Origin of the sequence: Pseudomonas multiresinivorans (assembly GCF_012971725.1) — a bacterium.
In the GTDB taxonomy this organism is placed as follows: Bacteria; Pseudomonadota; Gammaproteobacteria; order Pseudomonadales; family Pseudomonadaceae; genus Pseudomonas; species Pseudomonas multiresinivorans.
Genome location: NZ_CP048833.1, coordinates 94,833 through 110,669, shown reverse-complemented (window position 1 = coordinate 110,669; position 15,837 = coordinate 94,833). Strand labels below are relative to the sequence as shown.

General features: G+C 66.1%; 14 protein-coding genes and 2 pseudogenes. 2 read left to right on the top strand and 14 right to left on the bottom strand.

Translation table 11 applies throughout. The features are described from left to right. Positions 1 to 11 precede the first annotated feature (11 nt). Positions 12 to 3,155 (top strand): efflux RND transporter permease subunit, encoded by a 3,144-nt coding sequence (locus G4G71_RS00485; RefSeq protein WP_169934982.1) that lies wholly within the window; start codon positions 12 to 14, stop codon positions 3,153 to 3,155. A gap of 1 nt (position 3,156) precedes the next feature. Beyond that, positions 3,157 to 4,614, top strand: a complete 1,458-nt coding sequence (locus G4G71_RS00480; protein WP_169934981.1) for an AdeC/AdeK/OprM family multidrug efflux complex outer membrane factor — start codon at positions 3,157 to 3,159, stop codon at positions 4,612 to 4,614. A gap of 148 nt (positions 4,615 to 4,762) precedes the next feature. On the opposite strand, the gene G4G71_RS00475 is transcribed toward G4G71_RS00480, so the two are convergent. The 14 genes and pseudogenes from G4G71_RS00475 to ubiE all read right to left on the bottom strand — a co-directional run bounded on the left by G4G71_RS00475 (position 4,763) and on the right by ubiE (position 15,819). Next, positions 4,763 to 5,191: a UPF0158 family protein gene (locus G4G71_RS00475; RefSeq protein WP_169934980.1), complete on the bottom strand. Its 429-nt coding sequence runs from the start codon at positions 5,189 to 5,191 to the stop codon at positions 4,763 to 4,765. A 94-nt stretch (positions 5,192 to 5,285) separates the two neighbouring features. Further along, the gene (locus G4G71_RS30135) at positions 5,286 to 5,990 is read right to left on the bottom strand and encodes a methyl-accepting chemotaxis protein (RefSeq protein ID WP_420826036.1); all 705 of its coding nucleotides are present in this window, start codon (positions 5,988 to 5,990) and stop codon (positions 5,286 to 5,288) included. A 201-nt stretch (positions 5,991 to 6,191) separates the two neighbouring features. Then, a pseudogene (locus G4G71_RS30130) lies at positions 6,192 to 7,085 on the bottom strand (methyl-accepting chemotaxis protein); the annotation flags it as partial. A gap of 515 nt (positions 7,086 to 7,600) precedes the next feature. After that, positions 7,601 to 8,305, bottom strand: coding sequence for a methyl-accepting chemotaxis protein (locus G4G71_RS30125; protein WP_420826035.1), 705 nt, complete (start codon positions 8,303 to 8,305; stop codon positions 7,601 to 7,603). 216 nt (positions 8,306 to 8,521) lie between these two features. Beyond that, positions 8,522 to 9,514, bottom strand: a pseudogene (locus tag G4G71_RS30120) (methyl-accepting chemotaxis protein); the annotation flags it as partial. 186 nt (positions 9,515 to 9,700) lie between these two features. Further along, positions 9,701 to 10,408, bottom strand: coding sequence for a 16S rRNA (uracil(1498)-N(3))-methyltransferase (locus tag G4G71_RS00460; protein ID WP_169934977.1), 708 nt, complete (start codon positions 10,406 to 10,408; stop codon positions 9,701 to 9,703). Continuing rightward, on the bottom strand, positions 10,405 to 11,199 hold the full coding sequence (gene tatC, locus G4G71_RS00455) for a twin-arginine translocase subunit TatC (protein WP_169934976.1): 795 nt from the start codon (positions 11,197 to 11,199) through the stop codon (positions 10,405 to 10,407). Before tatC ends, G4G71_RS00460 begins: the two co-directional genes overlap by 4 nt. Then, positions 11,196 to 11,708 (bottom strand): Sec-independent protein translocase protein TatB, encoded by a 513-nt coding sequence (gene tatB, locus G4G71_RS00450; protein WP_045212905.1) that lies wholly within the window; start codon positions 11,706 to 11,708, stop codon positions 11,196 to 11,198. The genes tatC and tatB overlap by 4 nt, the downstream gene beginning before the upstream one ends. 3 nt (positions 11,709 to 11,711) lie before the next feature. After that, complete coding sequence (locus G4G71_RS00445) at positions 11,712 to 11,960, bottom strand: twin-arginine translocase TatA/TatE family subunit (protein ID WP_169934975.1); 249 nt, start codon at positions 11,958 to 11,960, stop codon at positions 11,712 to 11,714. 24 nt (positions 11,961 to 11,984) lie between these two features. Then, positions 11,985 to 12,323 (bottom strand): phosphoribosyl-ATP diphosphatase, encoded by a 339-nt coding sequence (locus tag G4G71_RS00440; protein WP_169934974.1) that lies wholly within the window; start codon positions 12,321 to 12,323, stop codon positions 11,985 to 11,987. Continuing rightward, positions 12,313 to 12,726 (bottom strand): phosphoribosyl-AMP cyclohydrolase, encoded by a 414-nt coding sequence (gene hisI, locus G4G71_RS00435; protein ID WP_138213084.1) that lies wholly within the window; start codon positions 12,724 to 12,726, stop codon positions 12,313 to 12,315. The genes G4G71_RS00440 and hisI overlap by 11 nt, the downstream gene beginning before the upstream one ends. An 83-nt stretch (positions 12,727 to 12,809) precedes the next feature. Further along, positions 12,810 to 14,417 carry a ubiquinone biosynthesis regulatory protein kinase UbiB gene (gene ubiB / locus G4G71_RS00430; RefSeq protein ID WP_169934973.1) on the bottom strand — a complete coding sequence of 536 codons (1,608 nt, stop codon included), beginning with the start codon at positions 14,415 to 14,417 and terminating at the stop codon, positions 12,810 to 12,812. After that, positions 14,414 to 15,040, bottom strand: coding sequence for a ubiquinone biosynthesis accessory factor UbiJ (locus G4G71_RS00425; RefSeq protein ID WP_240964989.1), 627 nt, complete (start codon positions 15,038 to 15,040; stop codon positions 14,414 to 14,416). Before G4G71_RS00425 ends, ubiB begins: the two co-directional genes overlap by 4 nt. Beyond that, complete coding sequence (gene ubiE / locus G4G71_RS00420; protein WP_169934971.1) at positions 15,037 to 15,819, bottom strand: bifunctional demethylmenaquinone methyltransferase/2-methoxy-6-polyprenyl-1,4-benzoquinol methylase UbiE; 783 nt, start codon at positions 15,817 to 15,819, stop codon at positions 15,037 to 15,039. Before ubiE ends, G4G71_RS00425 begins: the two co-directional genes overlap by 4 nt. Between the last annotated feature and the right edge of the window lie 18 nt (positions 15,820 to 15,837).

Here is a 15,837-nt window from a genome sequence, read left to right as displayed (position 1 = left end):
GGGGATTCGTAATGTCGAAGTTTTTCATTGACCGGCCCATTTTCGCCTGGGTAATTGCCCTGGTGATCATGCTGGCGGGCGGTCTGTCGATCCTCAAGTTGCCGGTGAACCAGTACCCGGCCATCGCCCCGCCGGCCATCGCCATCCAGGTGAGCTACCCGGGCGCCTCCGCCGAGACGGTGCAGGACACCGTGGTGCAGGTGATCGAGCAGCAGATGAACGGTCTCGACCATCTGCGCTACATCTCCTCGGAGTCCAACTCCGACGGCAGCATGACCATCACCGTGACCTTCGACCAGGGCACCAGCCCTGATATCGCCCAGGTCCAGGTGCAGAACAAGCTGCAGCTGGCCACCCCGCTCCTGCCGCAGGAAGTGCAGCAGCAGGGCATCCGCGTGACCAAGGCGGTGAAGAACTTCCTGATGGTGGTCGGCGTCGTCTCCGAAGACGGCAGCATGACCAAGGAAGACCTGTCGAACTACATCGTCTCCAACATCCAGGACCCGCTGTCGCGGACCGCCGGTGTGGGCGACTTCCAGGTGTTCGGTTCGCAGTACGCCATGCGTATCTGGCTGGACCCGGCGAAGCTCAACAGCTTCCAGATGACTCCGGGCGACGTGAAGACGGCGATCCAGGCGCAGAACGTGCAGATCTCCTCCGGCCAGCTGGGCGGCCTGCCCGCGGTCAAGGGCCAGCAGCTCAACGCCACGATCATCGGCAAGACCCGCCTGCAGAGCGCCGAGCAGTTCAAGGAAATCCTCCTCAAGGTCAACGCCGACGGTTCCCAGGTTCGCCTGAAGGACGTTGCCGACGTGGCCCTGGGCGGCCAGGACTACAGCATCAACGCCCAGTTCAACGGCAAGCCGGCCTCCGGTATCGCGATCAAGCTGGCCACCGGCGCCAACGCGCTGGACACCGCCAAGTCGATCCGCGCCACCCTGGCCACGCTGGAGCCGTTCTTCCCGCAGGGCATGAAGATCGTCTACCCGTACGACACCACGCCGGTGGTCTCCGCCTCCATCCATGAGGTGGTGAAGACCCTGGGCGAAGCGATCCTGCTGGTGTTCCTGGTGATGTACCTGTTCCTGCAGAACTTCCGCGCCACGCTGATCCCGACGATCGCCGTGCCGGTCGTATTGCTGGGCACCTTCGGCGTACTCGCCGCCTTCGGCTTCTCGATCAACACCCTGACCATGTTCGGCATGGTGCTGGCGATCGGCCTGCTGGTGGACGACGCCATCGTGGTGGTGGAAAACGTCGAGCGGGTGATGGCCGAGGAAGGCCTGTCGCCCCGCGAGGCGGCGCGCAAGTCCATGGGCCAGATCCAGGGCGCGTTGGTGGGTATCGCCATGGTGCTGTCGGCGGTATTCCTGCCAATGGCCTTCTTCGGCGGCTCCACCGGGGTGATCTACCGGCAGTTCTCCATCACCATCGTCTCGGCCATGGCCCTGTCGGTGATCGTGGCGCTGATCCTCACCCCGGCGCTCTGCGCCACCATGCTCAAGCCCATCGAGAAGGGCGACCATGGCGAGCACAAGCGCGGCTTCTTCGGCTGGTTCAACCGCAAGTTCCTCGCTACCACTCATGGCTACGAGCGCGGCGTTACCTCGATCCTCAATCACCGCATGCCGTACCTGCTGATGTACGTGCTGATCCTCGGCGGCATGGTCTACCTGTTCACCCGCATTCCCACTGCGTTCCTCCCTGACGAGGACCAGGGCGTGCTGTTCGCCCAGGTGCAGACCCCGGCCGGTTCGTCCGCCGAGCGCACCCAGGTGGTGGTGGACTCAATGCGTGAGTACCTGCTGGAGAAGGAAAGCAGCTCGGTGGCCTCGGTGTTCACCGTGACCGGCTTCAACTTCGCCGGCCGTGGCCAGAGCTCGGGCATGGCGTTCATCATGCTCAAGCCCTGGGAAGAGCGTCCGGGCGCGGAGAACAGCGTGTTCGCGCTGGCCCAGCGTGCGCAGATGCACTTCTTCAGCTTCAAGGACGCGATGGTGTTCGCCTTCGCCCCGCCGGCGGTACTCGAACTGGGTAACGCCGTGGGCTTCGACATCTTCCTCCAGGACCAGGCTGGCGTCGGTCACGAAGTGCTGATGCAGGCGCGCAACCAGTTCCTCGGCATGGCCGCGCAGAATCCTGCACTGCAACGCGTGCGCCCCAACGGCCTGAACGACGAGCCGCAGTACAAGCTGCTGATCGATGACGAGAAGGCCAGTGCGCTGGGCGTCTCGCTGGCGGACATCAACACCACCGTGTCCATCGCCTGGGGCTCGAACTACGTCAACGACTTCATCGACCGCGGTCGGGTGAAGAAGGTCTACCTGCAAGGCCGCCCGAATTCGCGGATGAGCCCGGAAGACCTGGACAAGTGGTACGTGCGCAACAGCGCCGGCGAGATGGTGCCGTTCAGCGCCTTCGCCACCGGCGAATGGAGCTATGGCTCGCCGAAACTGGCGCGCTACAACGGCGTCCCGGCCATGGAAGTCCTCGGTGAACCGGCCCCGGGCCGCTCCACCGGTGAGGCGATGGCCGCGGTCGAGGAGATGGTCAAGCAGCTGCCCAAGGGCGTCGGCTACTCCTGGACCGGTCTGTCCTACGAGGAACGGCTGTCCGGTTCGCAGGCTCCGGCGCTCTATGCCCTGTCGCTGATCGTGGTGTTCCTCTGCCTGGCGGCGCTGTATGAAAGCTGGTCGATCCCGTTCTCGGTGATGCTGGTGGTGCCGCTGGGCGTCATCGGTGCGCTGCTGGCGACGTCCATGCGTGGCCTGTCCAATGACGTGTTCTTCCAGGTGGGCCTGTTGACGACCATCGGCCTGTCGGCGAAGAACGCGATCCTCATCGTGGAATTCGCCAAGGAACTGCACGAGCGCGAGGGCAAGCCCATCGTCGCGGCCGCCATCGAGGCGTGCCGGATGCGTCTGCGCCCGATCGTCATGACCTCCCTGGCGTTCGTTCTCGGCGTGTTGCCGCTGGCGATCTCCACCGGTGCAGGCTCCGGCAGCCAGCACGCGATCGGTACCGGCGTGATCGGCGGCATGGTCACCGCGACCATCCTCGCGATCTTCTGGGTACCGCTGTTCTATGTGGTGGTCAGTACCCTGTTCAAGGACAAGCAGTCCAAGGAACAGGAAGCCACCGAGAAGGGGCATTGATATGAGAAAGTCCTTACTGTCCCTTGCGATAGCGGCCGGTGTGTTGTCCGGCTGCTCGCTGATCCCCGACTACGAGCGCCCCGAGGCGCCCGTAGCCGCGGCTTACCCGCAGGGCGATGCCTACGATGCGGCGCAACCGGCCAACGCCGGCGCCGACATCGGCTGGCGCGAGTTCTTCAAGGACCCGCAACTGCAGCGACTGGTCGAAGTGTCGCTGGAAAACAACCGCGACCTGCGCGTCGCCGCGCTGAACATCGAAGCCTACCGGGCGCAGTACCGCATCCAGCGGGCCGACCTGTTCCCCGCGGTGGATGCCAGCTTCGACGGCTCGCGCCAGCGCCTGCCGGCGGACCTGTCGCAGACCGGCAGTTCGATGATCAGCAGCCAGTACGGTGCGACCCTGGGCATCACGTCCTGGGAAATCGACCTGTTCGGCCGCCTGCGCGCCCTGCGTGACCAGGCTCTGGAGCAGTACTTCGCCACCGAAGAGGCGCGTCGCAGCACCCAGACCAGCCTGGTGGCCAACGTCGCCAACGCCTACCTGACGCTGCGCGCCGACCAGGCCCAGTTGCAGCTGACCCGCGACACCCTCGGCACCTACCAGAAGAGCTACGACCTGACCAAGCGCAGCTACGACGTCGGTGTCGCCTCGGCGCTGGACCTGCGCCAGGCGCAGACCTCGGTGGAAAGCGCGCGGGCGACCCTGGCGCAATACACCCGCCTGGTGGCGCAGGACCAGAATGCCCTGGTGTTGCTGCTCGGTTCCGGCCTGCCGGCGGACCTGCCGCAAGGCCGTGGCCTGGGCGACGAACTGCTGGCCACCGTGCCGGCGGGCCTGCCCTCCGACCTGCTGCAGCGCCGCCCGGATATCCTCCAGGCGGAGCACCAGCTCAAGGCGGCCAACGCCAACATCGGCGCGGCGCGGGCGGCGTTCTTCCCCAACGTCAGCCTGACCGCCAACGCCGGCACCATCAGCCCGGATCTCGGTGGCCTGTTCGACGGCGGCTCCGGCACCTGGCTGTTCAAGCCCTCGATCAGCCTGCCGATCTTCAACGCCGGCAGCCTGCGCGCGAGCCTGGACCTGGCCAAGGTGCAGAAGGACATCAACATCGCGCAGTACGAGAAAGCCATTCAGACGGCCTTCTCCGAGGTGGCGGATGGTCTTGCCGCCCGTGGCACGTTCAACGAGCAACTGCAGGCGCAGCGCGCGCTGGTGGACGCCAGCAGCGAGTACTACCGCCTGGCCGACAAGCGCTATCGCACCGGTGTGGATAACTACCTCACCCTGCTCGATGCGCAACGCTCGCTGTTCAGTGCCCAGCAACAGCTGATCAGCGATCGCCTGAACCAGCTGACCAGCGAAGTGAACCTGTACAAGGCCCTGGGTGGCGGATGGCAGGCGACGGCAGCGCAAGCCAAGCCGATCTCCAACGAAGCGCCGGAAGGCCGATTGTTCTGATCGGAAACAGAAACGCCGCCCTTCGGGGCGGCGTTTTTGTTTGGGCGGGTGGTACGCGAGGCAGGTCAATCGCGGACGAAGTCCGCTCCTACGCTACCGGTGAAAACGGTGCTCTTCGTAGGAGCGAGCTTGCTCGCGAACCTGCGGATCAGAGCATCGCGCTGCGCGTGGCCGGCTGGATCTGGTTATCCGCCAGCCAATCCAGCGCACATTCGCGCAGCCGCTCGCCCTGGTAGACATACCAGGTCTGCAGCAGCTCCGGATAACCCATCAACACGTGGCGGAACGCCTTGAACGGCTTGCGTCCCTCGATGGCGTTGGCCAGGGCGGAATAGGCGTGGGGTTCGGGCACTTCGCGCAGAAAGTCGCGCATCAGCTCCAGCGACTGGCCGCTGCTCAGCGGTTCGATGGGCAGCAGGCGTTCCGGCTCGTGGTGCAGCAGTTCGGCCAGTTCAGGATCGGGGTCTTCTTCGGGAATCAGCAGCACCTGGCCGCTGAACAGATCGAGGTAGTGATCGATACCCTGGGTGTCGAGCGCGAAGGCGAGTTCGTCGAGGTCGATGGTCAGCGGGCGCATGGTCACTCTCCCTATATGGCGAGTGACCGATCCTACGCCATGCGCATGACAATTGTCCCGCCGGCCGGTGCGGGTGCACCGGCCAGCCGAGGCCTCACAGGCGGAAACGGCCCACCTGCAGCTGCAGCTCGTTGCCCAGGCGCGCCAATTCGGTGCTGGAACTGGCAGTCTGTTCGCTGGCGGCGGCCGACTGGTCGGCGATCTCGCGTACCTGCACCACGCTGCGGTTGATCTCCTCGGCGACGCTGCTCTGTTCCTCGGCGGCGGAGGCGATCTGCAGGTTCATGCCCTGGATGTCGGCCACGGTGCGGGCGATTACGCCCAACGCCTCGCCAGCGCGGCGGGTCAGTTCCACCGAACTGCCGGTCAGGCGGCGGCTGTCGTCCATGCGCGTCACCGCTTCCTGGGCGCCGCGTTGCAGGCCGGCGATCAGGCCTTCGATCTCGGCGGTGGAGGACTGGGTGCGCTGGGCCAGGCCGCGCACCTCGTCGGCGACCACGGCGAATCCACGCCCGGCCTCGCCGGCACGGGCGGCCTCGATCGCGGCGTTGAGCGCGAGCAGGTTGGTCTGCTCGGCGACCGACTTGATCACATCCAGCACGCTGCCGATCTTTTCGCTTTCCTTGCGCAGCAGCTCCATGGCCTCGGCGGAGCGATCCACCTCGATGGCCAGGCGGTCGATCTGGTTCACCGCGTCCTGTACCACCTGGTCGCCCTGGCGCGCCTGCTGGTCGGCCTGTTGTGCGGCGGCGGAGGCCTGCTCGGCGTTGCGCGCGACCTCCTGCACGGTAGCGGCCATTTCATGGATGGCGCTGGCGACCTGCTCGGTTTCCACTCGCTGGCTGTTCACCCCGGCGCGGGTCTGCTCGGTGACGGCGGAGAGTTCGTCAGCGGCGGTGGCCAGCTGGCTGACGCTGCCGCCGATGTGGCCGAGCAGCTGCGACAGGCTTTCGCGCATGCGCATCATCACGCGCTGCAATTGGCCCAGCTCGTCGCTGCGCTGCAGGTTGAGGTCGCGGGAAAGGCCCTGGGACAGGTCGCCCTGGGCGATGCGCTCGGCCAGCTCCAGCGCCTCATGCAGCGGACGGACGATCTGGCGGTTGATGGCCCAGCCCGACAGCATGCCGAAGGCGAGCGCCAGGACGGCGATGAGAATCTGCCGGGTCCTGGCAGCGGCGGTCTCGGCATCGTTGCGCGCGAGGGTGTCGTCGTACAGGTGATCGCTCGCCGCGAGCAGCGCTTCGCTGGCGCCATTCAGGCCCTTGCGTGCCTGCAGGGTGGCGTTAACGCCGTCGCGGAAGTGTTCGATGCCGCTGCGGTAGTTCTGCAGGTCCTTCAGGGCCGTACTCAGACCGTCGGCGGCGATGGCTGGTAACTGCCTCTGCAGCGCGGTACCGGTGTCGCGCAGCTTGTCGAAGGCGGCGAAGGCGGCCTGTTCGGTATTGGCAGATTGCTCGAAGACGTAGCCGCGCACCTGGTAGCGCACCACCAGCAGTTGCTGGTGCAGTTGGCCGACGGCCTGGGCGCTGTGCAGCAACTGGGTATCGCCGGGTTGCTCGGCGAGCAGGTCGAAGAGCTGCTTGTCCAGTGCCTCGAAGGCCTGCAGGGCGCTCTGCGCGCTGCCCACCAGGGTGCTGCGGGCCTGGGTGCGCTGGTCCACGGCGCGGGTCAGGGCGCTGAAAGCTTCGCGGTATTCGCTCACCGCCTGGCGTGCGGCGTCCAATTGCCTGGCATCGATATCGCTGCCTTTCAGGCGCTGTTCGATCAGCTCCAGCATCTTCGTGCTGTGCTGCTCGACGCGCTCGGCCTGGCTGCGGTCGCCGCCCAGTTCGAACTGCAGGCGGGCGAGGTTGGCCTGCTGGCTGAGGTCGTTGAGCTCGGTGATGGTCGCCATCTGCTGGCCGCGCTCGGCCTGGTTGCTCAGGCTGTGCAGGCCGCTGAGCAGGACCAGCAGGGTGAGGAAGAGGAGGATACCGAAGCCCACCACCAGCTTGAGGCTGACGTTGAGACGTCCCAGCTGTACTACTAGCCAATCGTACATGTCGAATACTCCAGGCAGGCGTCGCCACGGGATCGACGGCCCGTGGCAGGCAACAACAAAAGATCGGAGGCGAGGCGCAATTGTCGGGACGCATCTTCGTGCGTCAGAGGCTATCGGCGGGAGCTGCAGAAACTGAAGGCGCGAATTCGTCGCGGGTTTCTCGCGCGGCGCGAGAGTTCTTGTAGGAGCGAGCTTGCTCGCGAACTGATCCCGCAGCGGGGTTTGTTCGCGAGCAAGCTCGCTCCTACAGATTCGGGATTGCCCTCAGCTCTCCCAGGGGAGAGCTGACGGGGAAGCCCCGATACCGATGTCCGGCAGGGAGAAATAAAAAAGGCCCGCATTGCGCGGGCCTTTTCGTCTCGGAAAGATCAGACGCGGAAGCGGCTGACCAGCACCTGCAGCTCGTTGCCCAGGCGCGCCAGCTCGACGCTGGAGGCGGCGGTTTCCTCGCTGGCGGCGGCGGTCTGCTCGGAAATGTCGCGCACGTTCATCACGCTGCGGTTGATCTCCTCGGCCACCGCACTCTGCTGCTCGGAAGCGGCGGCGATCTGCTGGTTCATCGACTGAATGGTCGACACGGTGCGGGTGATGGCGCCCAGTCGCTCGCCGGCGCGGCGGGTCAGGTCGACAGTGCTGACGGTCAGGTCGCGGCTGGTCTCCATCATCTGCACGGCCTGCTGGGTACCGCTCTGCAGGCCGGCGATCAGCTCCTCGATCTCCTCGGTGGAGGACTGGGTACGCTGCGCGAGGCCACGCACCTCGTCCGCCACCACGGCGAAACCACGCCCGGCGTCGCCGGCGCGGGCGGCCTCGATGGCGGCGTTGAGCGCCAGCAGGTTCGTCTGCTCGGCGACTGCCTTGATCACGTCCAGCACGCTGCCGATCTTTTCGCTTTCGCGCTTGAGCTTGAGCACCGATTCGTTGGTGCGGCCGACTTCGCCGGCCAGGCGGTCCATCTGGTTCACCGCCTCATTCACCGCACCTTCGCCGTCGCGGGCCTGGCGGTCGGCGGCGGAGGCAGCCTCGGAGGCTTCCTCGGCATTGCGCGCGACTTCCTGCACGGTGGCGGCCATTTCGTTCATGGCGGTGGCGACCTGGTCGGTCTCGGTCTTCTGGTTGTTCACCCCGGCGCTGGTCTGCTCGGTCACCGCGGACAGTTCCTCGGCGGCACTGGCGATCTGTGTCACGCCGTCGTGGATGCGGCTGATCAGCTCGCGCAGGGACAGATTCATGCGTTGCATGCTCTTCTGCAGCTGGCCCAGCTCGTCGTGGCGATTGGTGGGGATGTCGCGGCTGAGGTCGCCGTCGGCGATACGCTCGGCATGGCCCAGCACGTCGCGCAGCGGATTGACGATCTGCGCGGTGATGATCCAGGCGGCGATGCTGCCCAGCACCAGGGCTATCAGCGCGGCCAGGCCCAGCAGGGTCTTGGCCTGGGCGACGCCGGCGTCGCGCTTGGCGGTCTGGGAGGATGTCAGCTCGTTGCTCAGCTTCTCGATCTGCTGGCCGGCGTCGCGCATGCGGTCGCGGGCGGCCTGGCTGTCGTTGACCTCGTTGCGGTAGTTGGTCAGCGCGTTGCGGTAGGTCTCCAGCGCATCGAGGGTGGCGCGGAATTCGCCGTTCAGCTCGGCCGGCGAGGTGCTCATGTCGCTCTTCACGCCGTCGATCAGCTTCTGCAGGGCGGCAAAGGCAGGCTGCTCCAGGTTCTGCGCATCGGTGCTGGTGTAGGCCATCACCTGCAAGCGCGCCTGCATCACCGCGCGGCCCAGGCCGGAGAGATCCTGCAGGTGTTGCAGGCTTTCCACGCTGGCGCTGTTGACCAGCTTCTGCTCGGCCTTCTGCATGCCATCGCTGACCGCGCCGGCAGCCTGGATCAGCACCTGCTTGGCGGCGTCGCGCTCTTCGAAGGACTTCAGCAACTGGGCGTACAGCTTGCGGTACTCCACGCTCAGGTCATGCTGCTGGTCGATGACTCGGCGGTCCTCGGCTTCGGTGAACCGCTCGTTCAGCGCACGGTGGCGCTGGTCCAGCTTGTCCAGCGTATCGAGCACCGCCTTGGCGTCTTCCGGAGCGCGGGTGGACTGGAATTTCAGGCGGGCGATACGCAGATCCTTGGCGATCGCAATCAGCTCGGAAATCTCGCCGAGCTTGTCGCCTCGGCTAATCACATTGCCCAGGTTGATCCAGCCGGTAAGGGCGATCAGCAGAGTGAGTAGCAGCACCAGGCCGAAGCCTGCGGCGAGTTTGAGTTTGACAGTCAGGTTGTTGAACCAGCGAAACATGAAGGCGGCGCTCCAGGATTGAACGGGGCCGGTACGCATGGCTGAGCAGGAAATGCGCAGAGTGGGGGACGACCGGTACCGCTGATATCGGCGCGACAGCGTGGAACTGAAGAGTTCCGGAGTGCTTTTTCTGACTGGTGGTTCACGCTGGAGGCCGCGTGGTTACTGGCTTTGCGCCAGTTCAACTTAGAACAGTCGTGCCAGAAGCGCGGTGACGGCGGTCTCGACTCGCAGGATGCGTTCGCCTAGTTGCACGGGGTTCAGACCGGCTTCGCGCAGCTTCTCGACCTCGTAGGGAATCCAGCCGCCTTCGGGGCCGATGGCGAGGGTCACCGGCTCGCTCAGCGCGCGCGGGCACTCGGGCCAGGGGCCGGGGTGGCCGATCAGGCCGAGACTGCCGGCGGCCAGGGCGGGCAGGCGATCCTCGACGAAGGGCTTGAAGCGCTTCTCGATGATCACCTCGGGCAGCACGGTGTCGCGTGCCTGTTCGAGGCCGAGGATCAACTGCTCGCGCACGGCATCGGGTTCTAGGAAGGGCGTCTGCCAGAAGCTCTTTTCCACCCGGTAGCTGTTGAGCAGCACCAGGCGCGGTACGCCCATGGCGGCTACGGTCTGCAGCACACGGCGGAGCATCTTCGGGCGGGGCAGGGCGAGCAGCAGGGTCAGCGGCAGCTTGGCCGGCGGCGCCTGGTCGAAGCTCACCTGCAACTCGGCCTCGTTGGCGTCTAGGCGCAGCAGGCGGCCTTCGCCCATCAGGCCGCCGAGACGGCCAACGCGCATGCGGTCGCCGCTTTCGGCGCGGTGGACTTCCTGCATGTGGGTCAGGCGGCGATCGCGCAGGATCACGCGATCCGCCGCCACGAAGTCGGCGTCGTCGAGCAGCAGCAGGTTCACGGGCGGGTAGCCGGCGGCTGGTCGCCCTTGGACTCTTCTTCCTCTTCCGGGCCGCGCTTGCGGATCAGGTGGCTGAACAGCACGCCGGCCTCGAACAGCAGCCACATCGGCACCGCGAGGAGGGTTTGCGACAGCGGGTCCGGCGGCGTGAGGATCATGCCGACCACGAAGCAGCCGATGATCACGTACGGACGGATCTTCTTCAGGTAGGCCACGTCGACCACCCCGATCCACACCAGCAGCACGGTGGCCACGGGAATCTCGAAGGCCACGCCGAAGGCGAACAGCAGGGTGAGGAAGTCCAGGTAGCTGTTGATGTCGGTCATCGGCGTCACCCCTTCCGGGGCCTGGCCGAGGAAGAAGTGGAACATCAACGGGAACACCAGGAAGTAGGCGAAGGCCATGCCGGCGTAGAACAGCACGATGCTGGAGGCCAGCAGCGGCAGGGCGACGCGCTTCTCGTGCTTGTACAGGCCGGGGGCGATGAAGCCCCAGATCTGGCTGAGGATGATCGGCATGGTCAGCAGGACGGCGACGATCATGGTCAGCTTCAGGGGCGCGAGGAAGGCGGACGCCGGATCGATGGCGATCATGGTCGCGCCTTCGGGCAGGAAGCGCCGCAGTGGCTCGGAGGCCAGCGCGTAGATCTTCTGCGAGAAGTACAGCAGGCCGATGAAGATCACGAAGATCGCGATCACGCAGCGCAGCAGTCGCGTGCGCAGCTCGGTCAGGTGTGAGACCAGGGGCATTTCCTGGTCATGTTCGGGCTGGTCGGGTTTTTCGGCGCTCATGGGGTACGCGGCGTCTCGGACGAAGCGGGCGGCTGGCTCGCGGCGGTCGGTTGGGCCGGCTGGCCGGCTTCCGGCGCCTGCGGTGCAGCGGCAGGAACCTCCGGGGTGGCGGGCGCGAGGCCCGCGCCCGGCAGGCTGTTCAGGCGGCTATTGGGCGCGATGCTCGGCGCCGCGGGCGGCTCGGCAGGCGCGCCCTGGCCGTCAGGCTGGGCCGGCTGTTGCTGCGGATTGAAGGTTTCCCGGGCCTGCTCCTGCAGGTCGGTCAGCGGCGCCATCAGCTTCTTGGCTTCCTGTTCCATCTGCAGGATGTGCTCGTTGTGCAGCTGGCGGCGGATTTCATCCGCGCCCAGCTCGCGTTCAACTTCCGTCTTGATGGCGTTGAAGCTGCGCTTTAGACGGCCGATCCACAGGCCCGCCGTGCGCGCAGCGCCCGGCAGGCGGTCGGGGCCGAGCACCAGCAGGGCGACGAGCCCTACCAGTAACAGTTCGCTGAAGCTGATACCGAACATGAATCAGTCCTTGCGCGCCGGCTCTTCAACCTTGTGCGCCTGGGCGTCGATGGTGTGCGGCTGGTTCAGCGGCGGGTTGCCGGCAGCGGCGTTGGGGTCCTTCTTCTCGTCTTCCTCGGTGTTCATCGCCTTCTTGAAGCCCTTGATGGCTTCGCCGACGTCCGAGCCGAGGTTCTTCAGGCGCTTGGTGCCGAACACCAGGACCACGACGATCAGGATGACGACCCAGTGTTTCCAGTCAAAGATGCCCATCTTGTTCTCCTCGAATTGTTCGTATCAGGCCGACGGTTGGCGCGCGGCTTTTTCGTCATGCCCGGAAAGGCCGAAGCGGCGGTCCAGCTCGTCCATTACCGCCTGCGGGTGCTGGCCTAAGGCGGCGAGCATCACCAGGGAGTGGAACCAGAGGTCGGCCGTTTCGTAGATCAGGTCCGTGCAGTCACCGCTGGCGGCGGCGTCCTTGGCGGCGAGAATGGTTTCCACCGACTCCTCGCCAACCTTCTCCAGGATCTTGTTCAGGCCCTTGTGATACAGGCTGGCCACGTAGGAGCTGTCCGGTGCGGCATTCTTGCGCGCTTCGAGGACTTCCGCCAGACGGGCGAGGGTATCAGTGCTCATGGGGTTTTCCTGTACCTACGTGGGAGTAGATGGCATCCGGGTCCTTGAGGACCGGGTCGACGGTCTGCCAGGCGCCGTTCTCGAACACCCGGTAGAAGCAGCTCTCGCGGCCCGTGTGGCAGGCGATGCCGCCCAGCTGCTCGACCATCAGGATCACCACGTCGGCGTCGCAGTCCAGGCGCAGCTCGTGCAGCTTCTGCACGTGGCCGGAGTCCTCGCCCTTGCGCCAGAGCTTGCCGCGCGAGCGCGACCAGTAGATGGCGCGGTTTTCGGCGGCGGTGAGGGTGAGGGCCTCACGGTTCATCCAGGCCATCATGAGCACGCGGCCGGTGCGATGGTCCTGGGCGATCGCCGGCACCAGTCCATCGGCATTCCAGTTGATTTCGTCCAGCCAGTCTTTCATCTCGGGTTCCGTACAGCGGGCACGCGTGGTGCCCAGAGCCACTTTGTATAGCGGTCAAGTGTGCCAGCCACCGGGGCGACTGGCTATCGGCGCAGAATCAGATACAGACCACCGGCCAGCATCGCCCAGGCCGGCCACGCCGCGAGGGAGTGGGTGGCCAGACCGGTTTCGGCGGCGCCGGCAACCAGCACTGCGCCGATCAGTCGCGCCGGCCAGGCGCTGGCCATGCCGGCCTGGGCGCCGGTCAGACGTGCCTCGGGTTGCGGCTCGCGGGACAGGCGCTCCAGGGTGTCACGGGTCATCTGCGCCAGGTGCGGCAACTGTTCGATGTGCTGCTGGGCATTGCGCAGCAGCGTGCCGGGGCTGACGCGATCTCGCATCCAGCGCTCCAGGAAGGGCTGCGCGGTGGTCCACAGGTCCAGCTCCGGGTAGAGCTGGCGGCCCAGGCCTTCGATGTTCAGCAGGGTCTTCTGCAGCAGCACCAGCTGTGGCTGCACTTCCATGTTGAAGCGCCGCGCGGTCTGGAACAGGCGCAGCAGCACCTGGCCAAAGGAGATGTCCTTGAGCGGCTTCTCGAAGATCGGCTCGCACACGGTGCGGATCGCCGCCTCGAAATCGTTGACCTTGGTTTCCGCCGGCACCCAGCCCGAGTCGATGTGCAACTGGGCGACCTTGCGGTAGTCGCGCTTGAAGAAGGCGATCAGGTTGCGCGCCAGGTAGTCCTGGTCCTCGTCGGTGAGACTGCCGACGATGCCGCAGTCCACCGCGATGTACTGCGGGCTCCAGGGCGTGCGGGTGCTGACGAAGATGTTGCCGGGGTGCATGTCGGCGTGGAAGAAGCTGTCGCGGAACACCTGGGTGAAGAAGATCTCCACGCCACGTTCGGCCAGTGCCTTGAAGTCGGTGCGCTGGTCGCGCAGGGTTTCCAGGTCGGTGACCGGGATGCCGTAGATGCGCTCCATCACCAGCACCTTGGGGCGGCACCAGTCCCAGTAGACCTGGGGCACGTAGAGCAGCGGCGAGCCTTCGAAGTTGCGCCGCAGCTGCGAGGAGTTGGCCGCTTCGCGCAGCAGGTCCAACTCGTCGTAGATGGTCTTCTCGTAGTCGCTGACCACTTCGGCCGGGTGCAGGCGGCGGGCGTCGGCGGAGATGCGCTCGGCGGTGCGGGCGAGGATGTGCAGCCAGGCGATGTCGGAGCGGATAACTGGCTCCAGGTTCGGGCGGATGACCTTCACCACCACTTCCTCGCCGCTCTTCAGCTGCGCGGTGTGTACCTGCGCCACCGAGGCGGAGGCCAGCGGTTCGCGCTCGAAGCGGGAGAACACCTGCTCGATCTTCGCGCCGAGCTGCTGCTCGATGAGTGCCACGGCCTGTTCCGGCGGGAAGGGCGGCACCTTGTCCTGAAGGAAGGCCAGTTCCAGGGCGATGTCGTCGGGCAGCAGGTCACGGCGCGTGGAAAGTATCTGGCCGAACTTGATGAAGATCGGCCCGAGGTCTTCCAGCGCAAGCCGGATACGCGCCCCCCGGCTGAGCTCCAGCGGCTTGCGCGGTAGCCAGCGCCAGGGCAGCAAGCCGCCGAGCAGGCGCAGCCACCAGGGCAGGAAGGGCAGTTCGAGGACCATGTCGTCCAGACGGTAGCGGATGGCTACGCGCTGGATGCGCAGCAGGCGGCGGAAGGCGAGCAGCTTCATGCGTCGGGTTTGATCTTCTGGGTCAGGCGGTTGATCCGCGCGTCGAGGCGGTCGAGGGACATCTTCAACTGGTCCAGCTCGGCGAAGCGTGCTTCGGCTTCGTGCTGGCCGACCAGGCTGCGGCTTTCCTCGGCGAGGTAATCGGCGAGGCTCAGGCGCAGGCTTTCCAGGCTGTCGCCGGCCCAGGCCATGCCGCCGCGCAGGCGCGCGCCGAGCAGGTGCGCGGGCACCGGACCGAGCCAGCGGGAGACTTCGTACTCCCAGTCCAGCTCCAGGCTCTGGAGAATATCGGCCAGCTCCAGCAGCATCGCGCTGTCGCCGCCCATGGTCACTTCCGGGCTGTGCAGGACGCGGGTCTTGTCCTTGGCCAGTGCCAGTTGCAGCAGGCTGCCGGCCGGCGCGACCAGGGTGCAGTCGGGCTGGGCCTCGTGGTGCGCGGCCAGGTGCAGGCCGTCGGCGTCGGGCAGGATGAACAGCCTGAGCGCGGGCGCCTGGCAGTCCACTTCCAGCACCTTGCCGGCGAGCCGGCCGAGACGCTTCAGCGCCACGCCATCGAGCCGCAACACACGGTTGACGGTGGCCTCGGCGCTGGCCAGGGCGGCCTGCAGGAGCAGGGTCATCAGGGCTTGATGCCGCGGTGCAGGGCGACCACGCCACCAGTCATGTTGTGGTAGGTGACGCGGTCGAAACCGGCCTCCACCATCATCGACTTCAGCGTTTCCTGGTCGGGGTGCATGCGGATCGATTCGGCGAGGTAGCGGTAGCTCTCGGAATCGTTGGTCACCAGCTTGCCCATCAGCGGCAGCAGGGTGAAGGAGTACGCGTCGTAGGCCTTGGACAGCAGGCTGCTGGTGGGCTTGGAGAACTCCAGCACGAGCAGGCGGCCGCCGGGCTTGAGGACGCGCAGCATCGAACGGATGGCTTCGTCCTTGTGGGTGACGTTGCGCAGGCCGAAGGCGATGGTTACTGCGTCGAAATAATTGTCGGGGAACGGCAGCTTCTCGGCGTCGGCCTGGACGAAGTTGACGTTGCCGGCGACGCCGCTGTCGAGCAGCTTGTCGCGGCCGACCTTGAGCATCGAGGCGTTGATGTCGGCCAGCACCACTTCGCCGGTCGGGCCGACCAGGCGGGAGAACTGGCGGGTCAGGTCGCCGGTGCCGCCGGCGATGTCCAGCACCCGGTTGCCGGCGCGCACGCCGGACAGCTCGATGGTGAAGCGCTTCCACAGACGGTGGACGCCGCCGGACATCAGGTCGTTCATCAGGTCGTACTTGGCGGCGACCGAGTGGAATACCTCGGCGACCTTCTCGGCCTTCTCGCTCTCGCGCACGGTCTTGTAGCCGAAGTGCGTGGTGGGATCGGCGCCGTCCTGGCCGGCTTGGGGCTTGCGCGGTTCGCTCATGGCATTTCTACCCTGGAA